At 59.8% G+C, this 18,658-nt stretch carries 8 protein-coding genes; all 8 read right to left on the minus strand.

The window, feature by feature from the left end; translation table 11 throughout:
- The 8 genes from EJA70_RS30440 to EJA70_RS30475 all read right to left on the minus strand — a co-directional run bounded on the left by EJA70_RS30440 (position 1) and on the right by EJA70_RS30475 (position 18,530).
- Positions 1-4,563 (minus strand): dermonecrotic toxin domain-containing protein, encoded by a 4,563-nt coding sequence (locus EJA70_RS30440; protein WP_158836306.1) that lies wholly within the window; start codon positions 4,561-4,563, stop codon positions 1-3.
- A gap of 187 nt (positions 4,564-4,750) precedes the next feature.
- Entirely contained in the window at positions 4,751-9,337 is a 4,587-nt protein-coding gene (locus EJA70_RS30445; protein ID WP_158836308.1) for a DUF6543 domain-containing protein, read from the minus strand.
- A 142-nt stretch (positions 9,338-9,479) separates the two neighbouring features.
- Positions 9,480-10,505 (minus strand): histone deacetylase family protein, encoded by a 1,026-nt coding sequence (locus EJA70_RS30450; protein ID WP_158836310.1) that lies wholly within the window; start codon positions 10,503-10,505, stop codon positions 9,480-9,482.
- Positions 10,506-10,666: 161 nt separating this feature from the next.
- Positions 10,667-12,556, minus strand: a complete 1,890-nt coding sequence (locus EJA70_RS30455) for an ankyrin repeat domain-containing protein (RefSeq protein WP_158836312.1) — start codon at positions 12,554-12,556, stop codon at positions 10,667-10,669.
- Positions 12,557-12,627: 71 nt separating this feature from the next.
- The gene (locus EJA70_RS30460; protein WP_158836314.1) at positions 12,628-13,620 is read right to left on the minus strand and encodes an AraC family transcriptional regulator; all 993 of its coding nucleotides are present in this window, start codon (positions 13,618-13,620) and stop codon (positions 12,628-12,630) included.
- A 248-nt stretch (positions 13,621-13,868) separates the two neighbouring features.
- Positions 13,869-14,873 (minus strand): asparaginase, encoded by a 1,005-nt coding sequence (locus tag EJA70_RS30465; protein ID WP_158836316.1) that lies wholly within the window; start codon positions 14,871-14,873, stop codon positions 13,869-13,871.
- A 171-nt stretch (positions 14,874-15,044) separates the two neighbouring features.
- Positions 15,045-16,493 (minus strand): sodium:alanine symporter family protein, encoded by a 1,449-nt coding sequence (locus EJA70_RS30470; RefSeq protein ID WP_158836318.1) that lies wholly within the window; start codon positions 16,491-16,493, stop codon positions 15,045-15,047.
- A gap of 612 nt (positions 16,494-17,105) precedes the next feature.
- A complete protein-coding gene (locus EJA70_RS30475; RefSeq protein WP_008078790.1) occupies positions 17,106-18,530 on the minus strand; it encodes an aspartate ammonia-lyase in 1,425 nt (474 codons plus the stop codon).
- Between the last annotated feature and the right edge of the window lie 128 nt (positions 18,531-18,658).

Raw genomic sequence — 18,658 nt, forward strand, 5'->3', positions numbered from 1 at the left:
TCAGTTTTTCCCGGAAGCACCGGCCAATGGTTTTTTCGACATTGGCAAATCAAGAAACAGTTTGCGCAGGTCTGGATCGCTTAACTTGCGCAACACGCCATTGATCGGCTCGAAAGCGTTCAAGGTTTTTTGCTGATCCGGTGTAAGGGTAGCGAGGTAACTGTCGGCGACTTTCAGGTGGGCGGTGGTCGGTTGATCCGCCGGGGTTTTCAGGGTTTTGTAGTGAAAGTGAGCAACCCACAGCGGTTGGTCGTTGTTGGCCTTATCGAGAATCCGGAACTCCTGAAAATAATCGCCGAACTGTTTTGTCGGAATACGTCCGCGCTCGTCGCGGACGAAGCTGAGCTGAGCATGCTCGTGCATCCATTTGAAGTTCGTCTGAGTCGGTTTACGCAGTTTGTACAGGTTCGCGCGGAGGCCTACGCCCTCACGCCTGACCCGCTTTGCTGCGTCGCGCAGTTCGGCACTCAGATCGGCCACCGGAGGCACGTCTTCGTTCGCTTTGCGCAGGTTGCTCAGGGCCTGTTCGACATCGGCTGCGCTGCGTTCCAGTTTCAACGCGTACTGATCATGGATTTCCTGTATGTCGGCGGGAATTCGTGAGGGTCTCAGGGCGTCTTTACGGGTCCGTTGGAGGAAGTTCGGGTAATCGATATTCAGCTGCAGGCCATTGTCGATGGTGTCGATATCGCTGCGAAGCGGGCTCAGCGCAGGGCGTGCGTCCGGCAGGATTCTGTTGATCGGGGCGGCGCTGCTTTTCTCCGGCGCGGCAGCCGCGGCTTCGCGCGGACGGGTCTTGTAGACCTTGATCATCGCGCGCGAAGGGCCGGGTTGTTCGGCGGCGGGTGGTTCCTGTTGTTGCAGCGTCGGGTCATTCAGCAATAAGGAATCGAGTCTGGCCTGAGCCAGTTGGCGAAACTCCTCGATCAGAGTGCGCAGATGCATCACGCGTGGGCGCTTGACCTGTTGCGGGAAGTTGTCGACCAGTTCCAGCAGACGCTGGTCGGCATCGTTGAAGGTTTCGACGAAGTGGCTCATTTGTTCCAGAGCGGCTACCGGCTCGGCTGTCGCTGCGGTTTCTTTGACCCGCATCGCCAGATCCTGTGCGGCACTCGCCGCATTGACAATTATGCTGCCCACTTTCTCACGCGCCTGATCCATAAGCGGCCCCGTTGTTTCCTCCATGCAGGGTTCATGAGACATGCCGATTTCGTTGGCCTTGAACTCCAGAGCGGTGGCAGACGGCAGCATGGCTCGCAGTTGCGCTGCTTTGGAAATTCCCACTTTGCCGAGCGGTTGCAGGTGCTCCAGGGAGGTATCGGCGAGTTTCAGTTTTTCTTCCAGCTGCTGGCCCAGCTCGATGGCCTGAGCAATGGTTGCGGCGTAGGCCTGGCGTTGTGCGGGAGGATCTTCGGGCCGGGTGTAATACAGCGGCTCAGTGGTTTTGATGTAGGCATGCACTTTGATGACGTACCACTGAGCGATGTTTTTTTGCAGCTCGATGGTCAGGCGCACGCTGTCGTTGAGGTAACCGACCGAGCCACCCTTGGTTCGCCATTCGCGAAGCTGCTCCAGGGCTTTCTGGTGTTCGTCGATGCTTTCTTCGAGCTTTGACGCGTAGGCGTTTGTGGCGGCTTGCATGGTTTGCTCTGTGGCCTTGATCCTGGCATCGAGGGCTTCGCGCAGTTCGGTCTTGAGGATTTTTTCGTGGACCCTGAACGCTTGCAGGCTACTTTCCAGTTCCTGTTTGCGCTGCTCGTTGGCATTTCTTAATTGCTGAATTCGACTTTTGCGCCCGCCACCACGAAGGCGCAGACGTGTATCGATGTACCACAGACCTTGCAGGCCGCGGGTCAGCAGCGGGCCGTTGCGGGAGGTGTCACGCGGGTCGAGAATCGTGACTTGCTCATTGATATCCAGGTGAACCTCGAACCAGCGTTCGCGCACTTGTGCGTAGGTCTTGTCGTCGAGTTGATAGAGGTAGGGCGGTTGGTCATTGAGCCTGATCATTTCGGCGTGGGTCTGATCCGGCGCCCCAACCTTCAGCGTGTCCAGATAACGCCCCAGCTCGGGCGGGTTGCGCCGGGGAACCGATCCACCGACCTCGACCGAAGAGCAGTGACGGCTTGGCAATTCACCCAGTAAGGGCTCCGTTTCAAAACGTGAAGGGACCGGTGCGGTATCGGCTATGAGCAAGTCTTCGACGATGTGTGGCTCAGGCTTCAGCTCACCCGCCACCCGTCGGCGATGCTGTGCGGCGTGATGGGTCAGGATGATTCCCAGAGTCAGCAATACATTGCCCAGCGAGTTCCATTCGCCGAGATGATCGCCGCGCTCATGGGCATCGAGTGCCTGCTGGATTTCTTCAATGCTTTGCCACACCCACACGGCAGTTCCGAGCGCGCCACTGAGGCAATTGGAGGCGACATTGAACAGGCTCCAGCTGCTTTCCTGCAGCAGCAGCCAGCGCTGGTCGGCGTTGGACATCGATTGTCGGTCCGCCAGTTCGACAAGGGCCCGCGCGTTGCTTTCGAACAGCGCCTGAAAGCGATCGCCGGTGATGTCGTCATTGCCGAAGCGCACGTGACCGAGTCCACCCAGGCGCAGATTGGGGTCGGACAGTTGTTGGGTGATCAGCCAGGGTGAAGGTAAACCAACGGGGAAAACGTATTGCGCGTATTCGAAACTCAAGTGGCGGTCAGGCAGCCAGGCCAGCACCGAGTCCCTGAGTTCACCCGGTTGATGCAGCGCGTACAGAAGATTCTGGCGCGAGGGGAATTGCAGCAAAGCCGGTTCGAACAACGGGCGATAAAGGATGCAGGGGCCGCTGTCAGGATCAGTCGGGCCGATGATGAACATGTTGGTCACGGTGTCCGCTGCGCTGACCCAGCGATGTTGCGGGATCAGTGTCAGCGGGCAGACCGATATTTTGTGTGAAGACACCATCAGTTCACCGGCCAGTTGGCAAACATAGGCGTAGCCGGTTTCATCCAGACCATTGTGCGAACGCACCTTGCTTTCCAGCGCCGCCAGCGGCAGCAGCAAGCGCAGTTGTCTGTGATACAGCCCGGCCTGACGTTTCGTTTCCTGTGGGTCATCGATCAGCTGGCGTTTGATCAGTTGCGGATAGACGCTGCCGATGTCGACTTGCCGGGACAGGCTCACCAGCAAATCCACTGTCAGCCAGGCTGGTACAGTTTCACCCTGTTTGAAGCGCAGGCTGGCCTGATAGGGCGCGGTGTTTTCCAGGGCGAATTCGCCGAGGGTTCGGGTGTAGGTGTCGAGCACGTCAGGCAGCGTCAGGTCGCCGGCAGTAAAGCTGTTGGTGATGGTTATCTCCAGCTCATCCAGCGGCAGTGTCAATGCGCCTTCGGTGTGCTTGTCACGAACAATGGCTTCGCGCATCAGTCGTTGGGCAAAGCGCTCGATGGGCTCGATCAGATCCTTGGTGGTCTTCATCTGCGGATCGCGGTAAAGCTTGCCCAGACCGGTGATGTATTTGCTGTAGGCCGACAGATCCTTGGCCGAGGCGTTGTGCAGCCAGGCGGGGATCGCTGATTCGAGTTGGTCGAGTCGGGCCTGCTCGTCCGCAGGTATCACCGGTGCACTCAGGGTGGCCGGAGCCGATGAGGTCGAGGTGTCGCCGATCGCGACAATGGAGTCGAGTTGTGAGGCGACCAAAGCCCAGGCCATATGGTCGAAAATGCTCCCTTCGGGCTCGAACAGGCGCCACTGCATCGGGCGTCCATTCAGTTGCTCGGAGATGCGCGAAGGCAGCGAGGCACCGAGAGCATCCATCGAAGCGAAAGACTCATAGCCGCTTTCAATGGTGTACATCAAAACCCACTCACGTTGCGCAAGCCGCCCACGCATGACCAGTGCACCGCCGAGCAACAGGTGGGTTTCGCGGGTGCTTTCCAGTGTGTCGATATCGATCAGACCGGCCTGAACGTCGCTGAATTCGCTGTGCACCGTTTGCCGGGCGTGCTTGTCCGGCGCTGTGAAGATCAAGCGGGCCAACGCACATTCCTCATCGCTCCAGCCCTGCACCTTAGTGACATCCAGCGCTTTACGCAGGGTGTCGGCGAGTTCTTGCCAGCGCGGCAGACTGCGGTTTTCACTGTTCCAGAAATCCAGTTGGCGCTCCTGATACTCGACGAACAGCAACGGTGCGTAGTCGTTGAGCAGACGGCCGATCTCCTCGATGTCGACGGCCAGGTGCCGCGGTGTCGGGGCTTCCGGTTCGCGGGTAAGGAAATGCTCGGCCGCCATGAAATTGGCTGAGATGCCGTAAAGATTCAGACGAACCAGCGCATGGCTCAGTGATTCGAAACGTGTAACGCCAGCGACGACGAGATCACTTTCTTCGTGCCATTGCGGCGTGCCGATCATGCATTCATTCGGATCGAGGGCCAGGTCGGGGTACAGCGCACGCAAGGCTTCACCGAGCATTTGCGCGGCGACATCACCCAGGGTCGGGCCGTGGCTGGTCAGATTCACCAGTCGGCTTTTGTCGAGCAAGGGCGTAGAGCTGTGGGAAGACAGTGTGACAGGGGGGCTCATTTCAATACTCCAAGTCGGTTGAGGAAGCTGCGTCGCCTCCTGCATAGCCCCGAAAAGTAGTGAATGGCCGGCGTGAGATGGTGGTACATAGATATTGTTCGGTAAAAAAACCTGTGGCGAGAGAGCAAGCTCCCTCGCCACAGTGTCAGTGTCAGTGTCAGTGTCAGTGTCAGTGTCAGTGTCAGATTCAGGTCATGGACGCGGTGGGGGGCTTGATCGGGAAAAACAGGGTTTTCGCCAATGGCACGCTGATCTCGCTGCGGTAGATCGCGATCACCTCCTGCGTACTCGACGCGTTTTCCAGGGAGTAACCGCTGCCGAGCAAGCGTTGCTCTTTGGTTTTAAGGTGTGCGGCGCTGAAAAACTCGTCGGCGGTATCGGCTCGCTTATAGTGAAAGTGCGCGTACCACAGCACCGCTTTGTTCTTGCGATCGCGAATTTCGTATTCCTGCAGAAAATCCCGCTTCGAACCTTTGAGCTGCCGGCGACCGGGGATTACCTCGATCGTTACTTCTTGCTGAGCCAGCAACCACTCCACACGCGGCGCGGTGGGCAACTGGCGTTTGGTCATGCTCACCCGCAGCGCATGCCCTTCGGTCTTGAGCAGTTTTACCGCTGTGTCGATTTTCTGTTTCAACTGAGTTGCCATGCTGGCTTGCGCATGGGACGAGGGGCCCGACGCCAGCGAGTGGTCGATGGCTTTGGCGGTATCGCTCAGTTGCGTGGCGTGACGAGCCAGGGCTTCTTCGATTTCCACGGGCAGGCGATTCGGCTCGTGGGCGTGGGTCTTTTGTTGTTCGATAAAACCGTGCACCGCATCAAGCAGCGTCTGCCCTGAACTCAGGGTGTTGCTCAAATTTTTGGCTGGCAGGGTCTTCGCCGGTCTGCTGCGCAAGCGCTGCACCCACACACCGGGCTCCTTCTCGTGGAAGGTCGACAGCACCTTGCCGGTCAGACTGGATCTGACGTCTGCAAACTGCGCATGGCCTTGCGCTTCTTTGCGCGGCACTACGAGTTGCGTGCCTTTGAAGCGGGTCTTTATGACTTTCTTGACCGGTGCCCGCGACGGTCCGGGTTGCGGAAGTTGTGGGCCACGATCACGCAACAGTTGCGACAGTTGCCGGGTACTTCGCTGACCGAACTCATCGATATTGAGCTGCAGTTGCGCGAGCTGTTCCGTCAGCATCTGTTCGGCAAACTGCTGCGGCAGATCCTGTAGCCGCGAGTCGATACTGACGAACTGTTCGACCAGAGTGTTCAGCGCCTCAATGCGTTGCGGATCGCTGAACTGATGATCTTCGCGTTGCAGATCGAGTGAGTTCTGGATCGCCAGATCGGCTTCGTCGACCAGACGCTCGACCCGCTCCCGCGCCTCCTCCAATATTTGGCCATTGCCTTCCTTGACGCAGAATTCGCGTGCCAGAGTAATCCGCAGCGCTTTCATGTCCTGCACGTCGAACACCGGCAACTTCTGTTTGAATCTGCTGGCAACTTGCGCAGCTTCTTTGCCGAGCACACCGAGTTCGAGAAAACTCGCCTGAGCCATTTCGATGCGCTCGATCATCAACGTGGTCAGTCTGCGCATTTCTCGATAGGGCGCGTTATCGGCGGGCCTGATGCCGGCTTCTTCGTCGGCCAGCAGAGTGAGCGTCAGGTCCAGCGTTGATTTGAAGGCGGGTTCGACCTGCTCGATCCACGACTGGTTGAAAAACAGTTGGGAGCTGAGCATTTCGACCATCGAAGCCCGGTACCGTGGAACCGCATCGATGCGGTTCAATTCCTTGATATAGCCGATGGCGCTGTCGTAGGTGCGGATCTGCGCTTCAAGCTTTTCCAGAAACACTGCTTCGTGCGCCTTGTACGTCTCATCGGGTGCCGATGTCAGCGCTTTGCGCGCTGCGATCAATGCGTCTTTGGCAGGGCCGAGATTATCGTTGAAAGCTCTGAGGTGCTGGCGCAGCTCACCGACCCGTTGCGCGTTCTTGCGTAGCAGCTCGGCCTTTCGGCTCTTGAGGCCGCCCCCGCGCAAACGCAGGCGTGTGTCGATGAACCAGCGGCCCTGACGGTTATGAATCAGCAATGGCCCAGAGCGTGGCGGCTGTTGGCGGGAGTCGATGATTTGCACGTCTTGCTGTTCATTGAGGTGCACTTCGAACCAGCGCTCAGCCACTTTTGCGTAACGCTTCTGCCCCTTGGCGTAGAGGTGTTGTTGCGCGCCCTCGCTGATGGGCTGGTCGAGAACTGGTGGTGGGTCGATGGCAAATCGCTCAAGCGTCCGGCCAAGGCTCGTCGCTTCGCGATTGAGCGCGCCGAGGCTGTGGATGGCCGACTGATGGTTGCCAGGCAGGTCGGCGGGCGCAACGTCCGCGAGATGTTTCAAAGGGATCTTGTCGGGTCGCGAAGGTGTTGCGATGCGCTGGGTCTTGGCCTGTGCGGTTAATTCATTTGCGCGCCGTGCCGGTTTGCCGCGAGTTGCCGCGCGATGCGCCAGCACCATGGCCAGTGACAGGAGCAAATCGGTAAGCGCACTGGCGGCCAGCTCGCGATCGTCGTTGTACGTCGCCTCGATAGTCTGTTGCAGATCATCGAACAACTGCCAGATCCAAACCGCCGTGCCTACGGTCGGGTCGAGAAACGGCAGGACGGCGTTGAACAGTTTCCACGCGCCTTGCTTGAGCGTCGCCCAATGGCTTTCGGCGTTCGATACGGATTCCCGGTCGGCGAGTTCGATCAGCGCATTGGCATTGGCGGTGAACAAGCTGCGCAGATAATCGCCTTCGAGCACCTTGCTGCCCAGCCGTACCGGGGTGTTGAGGTTGATGTTCAGCAGGGGATTGGTCAACAGCTCAGCGAGTACCGCGAGGTCGGGCATGTCACCGTGGAAAATGAAGTTTGAATAGTTGGCGCGAACGCTGTCCGGAAGCCAGGCGAGTACCGATTCACGAATTTTTTTCGAGTGTTTGATCGCGTAGATCAGGCTCGACGGCGTCGGGTACTGAGTCAGTGAGTTTTCCAGCAACGGACGGTAGAGCAAGCAAGGGCCGTTGACTGGATCACGTGGGCCGATCACGAACATGTTAGTGACAGTGTCGGCGCTGTCATCGGTATGTTGATCGAGCACGAACGCCAAGGGACGGATGACGATTTCCTGATCATCGACCCGCCGAGCTTCACCCGCAGGGCTCATCACGGCCACGACATAGCGGTAACCCTGCTCATCAATGGCGCCTTCTTTGCGGATATTGCATTGCAGGGCGAGCAGCGGCAGCTGCACCTGCAAGTGCGCGCGGTACAACCTCGACAACTCCGACGATTTGCGCGGGTCGTCGATCAACCGATCCTTGATCAGTGCCGGGTAGGTTTTGCCGATATTGACCGTGGTTACCAAGGCTTCGACATAGGTCGGGGTCAGCCAGTCCGGAACCGCTTCACCGGTGGTAAACCAGATCACTTTGTCACCCAGCGGGACGGCTATCAGGTTTTCCAGAGCCAGCTCGGCCAGGCTCAGTGTGAGTGTTTCGCTGGAGCCCGTTGCCTGGGTGCCCCAGACCACCGGGGTGGTAATGCTGATGCGCAGGTTCTTGAGTTTCAGTTGAGTGGCCTGCGGGTGTGTCTTTTCCATTTGCCGCCTGAGACTGTTCAAGGCAAAGCGCTCGATGGGCGGGATTTCATCGTCGAAAGACGTGGTGCTGCTCTGTCGCACGGCGGCCAGATCCATCAAATGTCGGCTGAAGGCACTGAGGTCGTTGGAGGGCGCGCGGGTCAGCCAGTCTGGCAACAGCGGATCGATACGATTGAAGCGCGCATCGCTCTTGTGGACATGGTGGGCGCTGGCCTGGGTGCCGGTCGCGGGCTCAGGATTACTGAAGTCCAGCTCGCCCAGCGCCTGCGCTTGCAGAGCAACCAGCGTGCAGGCCTGGGTATCGAAAAAGTCGCCCTCGGGTTCCACCAGCCGCCACTCGAGCTGGCTCTCGGCGGGCAAGTCGGCGGTGAATATTTTCAGGTAGATACCCAGTGCTTCGAACGACGGATGCGTACGAAAACCCATGATGATCGAATGCGTGAGTATCAGGGTGCGCTCACCCGATACGCCGATGACCACAGCGATATCCATCATGTTCAGGTGCGTGGACGGCTCGCCGGCGCTGTCCAGATCGATCAGACAGGCGCGCGTCTGATAGGGATCGTGAGGCTTGCGCGTGGCTCGGTCGGGGTAGTTGAACACCAGTTGTGCGAGGGCAAGCTGATCAGCATCCCAGTGTTTGGCCCGCTTGATGTTCCAGCGCATGCGCAAGGCCAGCGAGAGTTCCTGCCAACGCGGTGCGTTGAGGCTGACCGGCTGATTCCAGTAATCGAGTTGCTGTTCCTGATAGGCGGTGAACAGCATCGACGCGAGCAGGTTGAGCTGGCGCCCGACCACGTCGATGTTGACCGGTAGTTGAATGGAAGGGCTGGCGCTCGGTTGTCGGGTCAGAAAGTTTTCGCCGTCGATGTACATGATCGGCTGGCGCGCAATCGCGTGGTGCAACAGTGCGTCGGTCAAGGATTCGAACCGAGTGTCGCCGGCAACGATCTGTCCATCCTGTTTGACCCAGGAGGGTGTGCCGACCATGACCAGATCAGGGTCGAGTTCGAGTGTGGGATACAGCGAGTTCAGTTCAGCGCGCAGCACCGTGGTGGCGACTTCTCGCAGAGACGGGCCGGTGACCAGTTGCGTCAGCAGATCGGTGGCTGGGACGGACAGGGTGGGCGCGTCGGGCTCAAGGGTGGGCATGTGCAGATCCTTCTGACGATTGAATCGGGAAAGCACACGAAGGTAGGCGGCCGTTTGCGTGGCGTGGTGGTATCTATATATCGCACGCAAAAAAAGACCCGCACCGAGGCGGGTCAGAAGGACACGGTCATTGTGACTCGGGTTATTGCTCGAAGCCTTCGAGCACGTTCACCGCGTTGATGCCGATTTCTTCGACCGCGTAACCGCCTTCCATGACGAACAGGGTCGGCTTGCCGAGAGCGGCAATGCGTTTGCCCATTGCCAGGTAATCCGGGCTGTCGAGTTTGAACTGCGAGATCGGATCGTCCTTGAACGTGTCGACGCCGAGCGACACGACGATGACGTCGGCGCCGTAGCGGTCAATCTCGTCGCAGGCCTGTTCCAGCGCTGCGCTCCAGACGTCGTAGCCGGAACCGGCGGGCAGCGGATAGTTGAAGTTGCAGCCTTCACCGGCGCCTTCACCGCGCTCATCTTCATAACCGAGGAAGAACGGGAATTCCGCTTCCGGGTGGCCGTGGATCGAGGTGAACAGCACATCGCTGCGCTCGTAGAAGATCGACTGCGTGCCGTTACCGTGGTGATAGTCGACGTCGAGGATCGCAACCTTCTTGTGACCCTGATCGAGGAACGCTTGTGCGGCAATGGCGGCGTTGTTGAGGTAGCAATAACCGCCCATCAAATCGCTGGCGGCGTGATGTCCCGGTGGACGGCACAGGGCGAAAGCCGCACGAGCGCCGCGCTGGATTGCCGCTTGCGCGGTGAGGGCTACTTGCGCCGCGCTGTACGCCGCTTGCCAGGTGCCGGCGGTGATCGGTGCGCCGCCGTCGAAGCTGTAATAACCGAGTTGGCCATGCAGGCTGGTCGGTTTGATCGCGCGCAGGGTGCGCGCCGGCCAGGTATAGGGCAGCAAGTCGCCATCGGTATTGAATTCAGTCCAGCGAGCCCACGCGCCTTTGAAGAAGTCGAGGTAATCACGGCTGTGGATACGGGCGATCGGTTCGAGGCCGAAATCCTTGGGTGCTTCGACCGGGCCGAGGTTTTGATTGTGTACGCGTTGCAGCACGTGGTCGGCGCGCGAGGGCATTTCGAAGCACGGCTTGAGCTGGCCATCGATCAGTTCGCAGCGGCCATGGTGCAGGTGGTGATCGTCTGAGTAGATCGTCAGCATTTGTTGTTCTCCGCAAGGCTGGTTCGGTTGCTCCCAGTGTTGCGGCGCGCGGCGAATCGGAAAACGGCAGGAGAGGCCAAAAGGGGATTGATCTGGCCAAAACCTCTGACCGCAATTCGCCCCCCGATGGTGTCAGGCGCCCCGACGGGGCGCCCGCACGGTTAGCGCTGCGTCGGCGTCTTGCCGGCGGCTGCCTGATGCTGGTCGAGTACCTCCAGCCAGTCCTGGCGATCACGTTGTTTCAGCACTTCGCGCAGCTTGCCGTAGGCATCGCCAGTGCAGGCGTCGCCCAGCATCGGGTCGGCGCCTTTCTCCAGCATCAGGGTGAACAGCTGCAGTACTTGCTGACGAGCGAGCTCATTGTCGATGTCGCTCCTGGGTGTCTCGCTGGCCAGCAGATACAGCGCCGAATCCATGCGATCACGTCCGTAGCAGCGTCCGGCGGGGTAGAGCAGATTCAGCTGCGCACCGGCTTCGACCAGACGTTTGGCGGCCGAATAGTTGTTGCGGTAGATCGCTTCGTACAGTGCGGTTCGTTGTTCTTTGCTCTGTCGCCGATCAAGGTTTTGCGGGTGTTCGAACAGCCAGTTGAACAATGCATCGTCGTTTTGCGACACGCGCTGCATCAGCAACGTTTCGCCCTGTGCATCGGGTTCGTCGATGGCGGCACCGGCACTGAGCAGAAACTGCGTGCGTTGGCCCTTTTGCGGATCCTTGTCAGCCTTGAGGTCCTTGTTGAAGGCCTGCATCACCAGCGGCTCGTTGCCGTTGATCCCGCTGGTGGCGGCGCCACGCTCGAGCAACAGACGGGCAATGGCGAAGTTCGGTGCATCCAATGCGTGGGCCAGGGCACTGCGGCCATCCTCGCCTTGGGTTTTCGCCTGCAGGCCACTGTCGAGGAGCTGTTTTACCAGGGCCTCGTTTTGCTGGTCGACAGCCTCGATCAATGGCCATTGTGCCTGGCAGGCCTGAGGATCAGCCTGAGTGAGGCCAAGCCGTTGAATCACGCGCTCGGGAACGCTCAGATTGCGTTGCAGGCGCAAACCGCAATAAATCCGGTAATACTCCTGCGCCAACGCGTATTGCGTGGTGTAGGCCGGCGCTTTTTCATAGCCCTTCCAGGCCTGATCGGCGAGGTTGAGGTACACCGGGATGCGTTGCGGCGCGCGCCGCACGACCTCCAGCAGCCATTGTCGGGAGCCTTCGTCCGGCGCCAGTTCGCTTTTCCAGTAGGCAATATCGTTGAGCTGGCCGACGAAATCCTTTTGGTCGGCGCCGATGCGGCGATAGTCTTGATTCAGAAACAGCTCATCGACCTTTTTCAGGCCCGGGCCTTTGTCGCTGGCCTTGCTCAGTTGCTGATGCAGTTCCCACAGTTGCAGGGCGCCGTCACCCGCCAGGTAAGGTTGCGGGTCAACCACGATGCTCAGCGGCGCTTCGGGAACGTCATGGCGCATGGCGTCGCGGGCGCCTTCGATGCCTTTGAGCCAAGTGTCGAGCACCGGCGCCGGCGTCTCTTGCAATGGCTGGAACGCAAGCATGTGCTCGCCGCGAACTCGTCCCAGTGCCAGCAGCGGTTCGCCGGGTGTACGCCAGTCGATCAGCAGATAGCGTTTGGTTTCCCAGCCATTGGTTTTGAGGCAGTCGAAACTCATCGTATCGACCACGATGCCCGGTGCGATGTCGGTGCGCATGGCCGACGATGACAGGTTCATGTACTGGTATTCGGTCACGCAGCTGTGAAACTCATCGGCGGTCAGCAGCGGGATCGGCCCTAGCTTGTGCAAACGTTCGCGGTAGTTCTCATCGCTGTAGACGTTCAGATAGAAAAGGCCGCGAAAACCGCTGATCAAGCCCGTCAGCGGTTTTACCGCGTCGAGGGTCTGGGCAGCGGCGGGGAGCGGGATGATGGTTTTTCCGTCTTCGGGTGCATCGACAGTCGGGTGTGGCGGGCGGCCCCACCAGTCCAGTTGAATGGCGTGGGCGCCTACAGGCAAATTAAGCAAAACGGCGAGCAAGGCAAGGCGTGAGCAGCGGCGGAAAAGAGGCATCAAGCAAAAGCACCGGCAACGTGGTTGGCTGCGTAATGTAGTGCAGATGATGGCACGGTGCCTGATTTATCTTAAGCGCGGAACTGGCTCGGGGCGACGCCGCTCCAGCGCACGAAGGCGTGGCGGAAGCTGGCGGTCTCGCTGAAACCGAGGGATTCGGCAATGCGGTAGATCGGCAGCTGATCCTCACACAACATCTGCTTGGCCCGTTCGAAGCGCAGCTCATCGAGCAGTTCCTGATAGCTGCTGCCCATGTCCTTCAGGTGCCGTCGCAACGTGCGTGGTGAGCACTTCATCTGCTGCGCCAATCCTTCCAGCCCCGGTGCGGCATTCAACTGCGCACTGAGCAGCTGACGAATGCGCCCCAGCCATGCCTGACGCCCGGTGAATTCGAGGTTCTGCTTGCGGCAACGTTCGGCCATGGCTTGATGCGTAATGGCATCCGCCAAGGGCAACGGTTGATCGAGCCAGTGCCGGTCGAAGGCGAACGCGTTGTCCTTGGCGGCGAAGTGCAATGGCGATTCGAAGTGCTCGGCGTAACGGTCGCGGTAATCCGGCGCTGCGTGTTCGAACCGCGTGGCAAGCAAGGGCAGAGGATGCCCGAGCAGGTCATCGCAAATCACCTTCAGCGAGACCAGGCAGAACTCGGCATTGAACACCGCCATCGCCGGACTCTCGCGATAGTCCGCCGCAACGAACCAGACGCGCTCGCCATCGTCTTCCAGGCTCAGTTCAAAAAGTGTTCCCAACAGCGCCGGATAGCGGATCGCCAGGCGCAAAGCGTCACCGAAGGTGGCACAGGTCAGCAGCGCGTAACCGAGGATGCCGTAGCAGGAGACGTGCATGCGCCGGCCCAGTTCCAGGCCGATATCGCGCTTGAGCGCGACCGCGTTGGCGCAGACCTGCATCTCCTGGTTGGTGGTGATGCGCGTGTCGGCCCGGTGCAAATCCGCGGCACTGATGCCGCTGCCGGCGAGCAGCGCCTCGCTCGACAGGCCTTCGGCCTTGAAGGTGTTGAGGATTAGCGAGACAGCGTTGAGGGTAGTGAGGTGGGAGTGCAGCATGGGATCTTCCAGCCTTGAGATAGCTGGAATGCAGCAAGTTGCATGCCGCCGCAGCCCCTCACCCCAGCCCTCTCCCAGAGGGAGAGGGAGCCGATTGGGGGATATTGGTGAGATGCACCGACGTGAGACATCTCTGCCGAATCCACAATCGACACGGTTTATCAGGTCGACGGACAGCGAAAAACAACTCGGTCAGTCCCCTCTCCCTCCGGGAGAGGGCTAGGGTGAGGGCCGATATAGAGCCTTGCTCAGAGGAGTTCGCCGCAGAGGTCGAGTTCGATCAGTCGGCGCACTTCTTCAGTTTCAAGCCCAGCACCGAGCAACCCGTGCAACTTGCCAAACGCCGCCTCACGGGTCATGCCGCCACCGGACAACACGCCCACACCGCGCAAACGGCTGCCGGCCTCATACACATCCAGCTCAACCCCACCTTCATGGCATTGCGTCACCGCAACCACCACCACGCCGTTATCCCGCGCGCGGCCGAGGCTCGCCAGAAACTCAGGGTTATCACTCGGCCCAGTACCGCTGCCGTAGCATTCCAGCACCAGACCCTGAATGCCGCTGTCGAGCAAACCATCAACGACTTCTGCGCGAATGCCGGGGAACAATGGCAGCACGGCAACTTTGGACAGTTGCTTCGACTGGTTGTAGTTCAACGACGCAGGAATCGAAGGCGCTTTCACACCGCCACCCTGCCGCTCCAGACGCTTGAATGGATGACGGCCGAAGCTGCGCACTTTCGCGCAACGGGTCGGCGCCAGCAGTTCGCCGTGGAAGTACAGATGCACGCCCGGGGCCAAGCCCTGGCCGAGAGCGACCAGCGCGCCGCCAAGGTTTTCCCAGGCATCGCTGTCGGTCACGCCGGCCGGTAGCATCGAGCCGGTGAAGCACACTCGTGCGTGCAGGCCGAGCAACTGGAAGCTCATCGCCGCGGCGCTGTAGGCCAGGGTGTCAGTGCCGTGCAGGATCAACACGCTGTCGCAACCTTGCACATCCACGGCATCGACCACCGCTTCACGCAGTTGCTGCCAATAGGTCGGGGTCATGTTGGCGCTGTCGATCAGCGGCGACATCTCGCGAAAGCGCCATTGCGGCACCACCAGCTCAGGCTGGCTGTGCAGGTAGTCGCGCATCCGCGCTTCGAAACCGGACGCCGGGGCGAGGCCATTGGCGCTGGCCTGCATGCCGATGGTGCCACCGGTGTAGAGCACCATGACGTTTTGAGCGGCGGGATAAGTCGAAGGGTTCATAGGATTCTCCGAAACGATGAGGTCCCTGTAGGAGCGAGCCTGCTCGCGATGGCGTTTCATCATTCAACATTGATGTTGGCTGAAAGACAGCTATCGCGAGCAGGCTCGCTCCTACAAGTTATTGCATCACAATAACTGACGGGCGCAGGGGATGCGCCCGTCATTCACCTGTCAGCGTTGCGCTGCAGGCACGCCTTGCGGCTCGGCTTCAGTCTTGCCGACAGCAGCAGACGGGTTGGCCGGCCAGGCGTTCAGGTCGAGGTCCAGATCGGCAAATTTGCTCGAATCGAACACCGGCTGTTTGACGCCGGCACGGCGCTGGCCGTCGTAGTCGCGCATCACACGCATGCCGACCTTGAACAGCATGGCCAGGGCCACCAGGTTGACGAAGGCCAGGCAAGTCATGGTGATGTCGGCGAAGGCGAACACGGTCGTCAGATCCTGCATCGAACCCCAGACCACCAGCGCCAGCACCAGGCCGCGGAAAACCATCAGCGCGGCGCGGTTGCGGGTGAGGAACTGCAGGCTGTTTTCGCCCAGGTAGTAGTTGTAGAGGATGCAGGTGAAGACGAACAGCGACAGCGCGACGCTGACGAACATGCGACCCCAGTCACCGACCACGGCGGCCAGCGAGTTCTGGGTCAGGACAATGCCGTCACCTTCGAAGCCCGGGGTGTAGAAGCCCGACAGCAGGATCAGCAGCGCGGTGCAGGTGCAGATCACGAAGGTGTCGAGGAACACGCTGAAAGCCTGGACCACGCCTTGCGCACCCGGGTGCTTCACAGCGGCCACGGCGGCGACGTTCGGCGCACTGCCCAGACCCGCTTCGTTGGCGAACACGCCACGCTTCACGCCCATGACGATGGCGCTGCCGAGCAGGCCGCCAAAGGCCGGGTCGAGGCCGAAGGCGCTCTTGAGGATGGTTTCCAGCATGGCTGGCACGTGTTCGATCTGGGTGCCGATCACGTACAGGGTCACGCCGATGTAGGCCAGGGTCTTGATCGGAACCAGCAGGTCGGACACCGAAGCGATGCGCTTGATGCCGCCGAGGAAGGTGATGGCCAGCAGCACCGCCAGGACGATACCTGTGTGGCGCGGATCGAAGGCAAAAGCGTTTTGCAGCGAGTGGGTCACGGTGTAGGACTGCAGGCCAATGAAGGCGAAGCCGTAGGTGACCAGCAGCAGAACGGAAAACACCACTGCCATGCCTTTGAGCTTCAGGCCGTGCTGGATGTAGTAGGCCGGGCCGCCACGGTACAAGCCGTCGCCATCGGCGCGTTTGTAGACTTGGGCCAAAGTACATTCGAAGAAGCTGCTGGACATGCCGACCAGCGCGGTGACCCACATCCAGAACACTGCACCCGGACCACCAAGCGTCACGGCGATGCCGACACCGGCGATGTTGCCTGCACCGACGCGGCCGGCAAGGCTGAGCATCAGGGCCTGGAACGAGCTGAGTTGCCCGGCGCTGCCCTTGAGGCTGTCGCGGAACACCGCGAACATGTGGAAGAAGTGCCGCAATTGAACGAAACGCGAGCGAATCGTGAAGTAGCTACCGAGCCCGACAATGAGCACGATCAGTACTTTCCCTGAGAGGAAGTCGTTAATGACTTCGAGCATGGATTTTTCCTCGCTGTTTATTGTGTAAGCAAATGCTGGATGGAAGAAATATCGTGTTACACCGGTGTGCGCACGGCACGACAGGTGAGGCGAAGGTTTCGTCCCGGATCCATTTCGCGGGTTTGTTATTAGTTCGGGTTTCGCATGGGTTATGGCCTCGTTACCGACGACCGCTCACGCGAAGAGGGGCGGCACTATACCGATCAGTGACGCGCCCGTCTGCACGGTAGTGGTGCAAGCGACGAAACGAGGCTTTGAAACACCCGGCGTTACCGGCGCCGGGCTTGTACAGGAAACTGCTCCTCTGCTGAAGCAAACCCTGTGGCGAGGGGATTTATCCCCGATGGGTCGCGAAGCGGCCCCAAAACCTGCACATGCGATGTGTCAGGCACACCGCGCGCAATGATTTTGCGACTGCTTCGCAGCCGATCGGGGATAAATCCCCTCACCACAAAGGCTCATTTCCACATCATGCAGCAGTCCCCAGACATACGGGTCTCAGGATCAAATAGTTAAAAAAAAGGGCCTGGGGACTAAATCCCCAAGCCCTCAAAAGGTGAGAGGTGTCTAGTCCCTCGACCTGGTGAGCGGTGCTACAAATTACGCATCGGTTCAGCCTTTGAGCGGAACCAGACGCGGAGCAATCATGTTTTCCGGGCGCAGGATGTCGGCGAGCATGGCTTCGTCGAGCAGACCTTCTTCGCGCACCAGTTCCAGCACGCCGCGGCCGCTTTCAAGGGCGAGACCGGCGATGCGGGTGGCGTTTTTGTAGCCGATGTACGGGTTCAGTGCGGTGACCAGACCGATCGAGTGCTCGACCAGTTCACGGCAGCGCGCTTCGTTGGCGGTGATGCCGACAATGCAGTGCTCGCGGAGCATGTCCATGGCGCGTTGCAGCAGGCGGATCGAGTCGAAGATCTTGAACGCGATCAGCGGCTCCATCACGTTCAGCTGCAGTTGGCCGCCTTCGGCTGCCATGGTCAGCGCCAAGTCGTTACCGATGACCTGGAACGCTACCTGGTTCACAGCTTCCGGGATTACCGGGTTGACCTTGCCGGGCATGATCGAGCTACCTGGCTGACGCGCTGGCAGGTTGATTTCGTTGATGCCGGTGCGTGGGCCGCTGGACAACAGGCGCAGGTCGTTGCAGATCTTCGACAGCTTGACCGCGGTGCGCTTGAGCATGCCGGAGAACAGCACGAAGGCGCCCATGTCGGAAGTCGCTTCGATCAGGTCGGCGGCTGGAACCAGCGGCTGACCGCTGATCAGGGCCAGACGCTGAACAGCCAGCGCTTGATAACGTGGGTCGGCGTTGATGCCGGTACCGATCGCGGTGCCGCCCAGGTTCACTTCAGTCAGCAGTTCCGGGGCCAGCGTCTTCAGACGGGCCAGGTCTTCGCCCATGGTGGTGGCGAAAGCACGGAATTCCTGGCCGAGGGTCATCGGCACGGCGTCTTGCAGCTGGGTGCGGCCCATTTTCAGGACGTGATCGAATTCTTTGCCCTTGGCCGCAAACGCTTGAATCAGGCTGTCGAGGCTGGCCAGCAGGGTGTCGTGACCGAGCAGCAGACCCAGGCGAATCGCCGTCGGGTAAGCGTCGTTGGTCGACTGTGCCATGTTGACGTCATCGTTCGGGTGCAGGTACTGGTACTCGCCTTTCTCGTGACCCATTGCTTCGAGCGCAATGTTGGCGATCACTTCGTTGGCGTTCATGTTGGTGGAAGTACCGGCGCCACCTTGAATCATGTCGACCACGAACTCTTCGTGGTAATCACCGCGGATCAATCGGGCACAGGCTTCGCTGATGGCAGCGTGCTTGGCTTCGCTCAGGTGACCCAACTCGCGGTTGGCGTCAGCAGCGGCCTGTTTGACCATTGCCAGACCGACAACCAGTTTCGGGTAATGCGAAATCGGAACGCCGGAGAGACGGAAGTTGTTCACCGCTCGCAGGGTCTGGATGCCGTAATACGCTTGAGCCGGTACTTCGAGGGCGCCAAGCAGGTCGTTTTCTGTGCGGAAAGATGCAGCGGAGGACATGATAGAAATCATCTCGATATGGACCCGGTCTGTGCCGGAACGCTGCGAATGCTAGGCTTGTGCGAATTTTTGGGCCAATGCTGTTAAGCACTGGCCTATGCACATTCGGCATAATGCCCGTGTGACGC

The organism is Pseudomonas sp. PB103, assembly GCF_009764635.1.
Classification (GTDB): Bacteria; Pseudomonadota; Gammaproteobacteria; order Pseudomonadales; family Pseudomonadaceae; genus Aquipseudomonas.

What these genes read in the sequence shown, in the direction of transcription:
- EJA70_RS30440 (WP_158836306.1), bottom strand. Translation starts at nt 4,563, where the DNA reads ATGAGCCCCCCTGTCACACTGTCTTCCCACAGCTCTACGCCCTTGCTC.
- EJA70_RS30445 (WP_158836308.1), bottom strand. Translation starts at nt 9,337, where the DNA reads ATGCCCACCCTTGAGCCCGACGCGCCCACCCTGTCCGTCCCAGCCACC.
- EJA70_RS30450 (WP_158836310.1), bottom strand. Translation starts at nt 10,505, where the DNA reads ATGCTGACGATCTACTCAGACGATCACCACCTGCACCATGGCCGCTGC.
- EJA70_RS30455 (WP_158836312.1), bottom strand. Translation starts at nt 12,556, where the DNA reads ATGCCTCTTTTCCGCCGCTGCTCACGCCTTGCCTTGCTCGCCGTTTTG.
- EJA70_RS30460 (WP_158836314.1), bottom strand. Translation starts at nt 13,620, where the DNA reads ATGCTGCACTCCCACCTCACTACCCTCAACGCTGTCTCGCTAATCCTC.
- EJA70_RS30465 (WP_158836316.1), bottom strand. Translation starts at nt 14,873, where the DNA reads ATGAACCCTTCGACTTATCCCGCCGCTCAAAACGTCATGGTGCTCTAC.
- EJA70_RS30470 (WP_158836318.1), bottom strand. Translation starts at nt 16,493, where the DNA reads ATGCTCGAAGTCATTAACGACTTCCTCTCAGGGAAAGTACTGATCGTG.
- EJA70_RS30475 (WP_008078790.1), bottom strand. Translation starts at nt 18,530, where the DNA reads ATGTCCTCCGCTGCATCTTTCCGCACAGAAAACGACCTGCTTGGCGCC.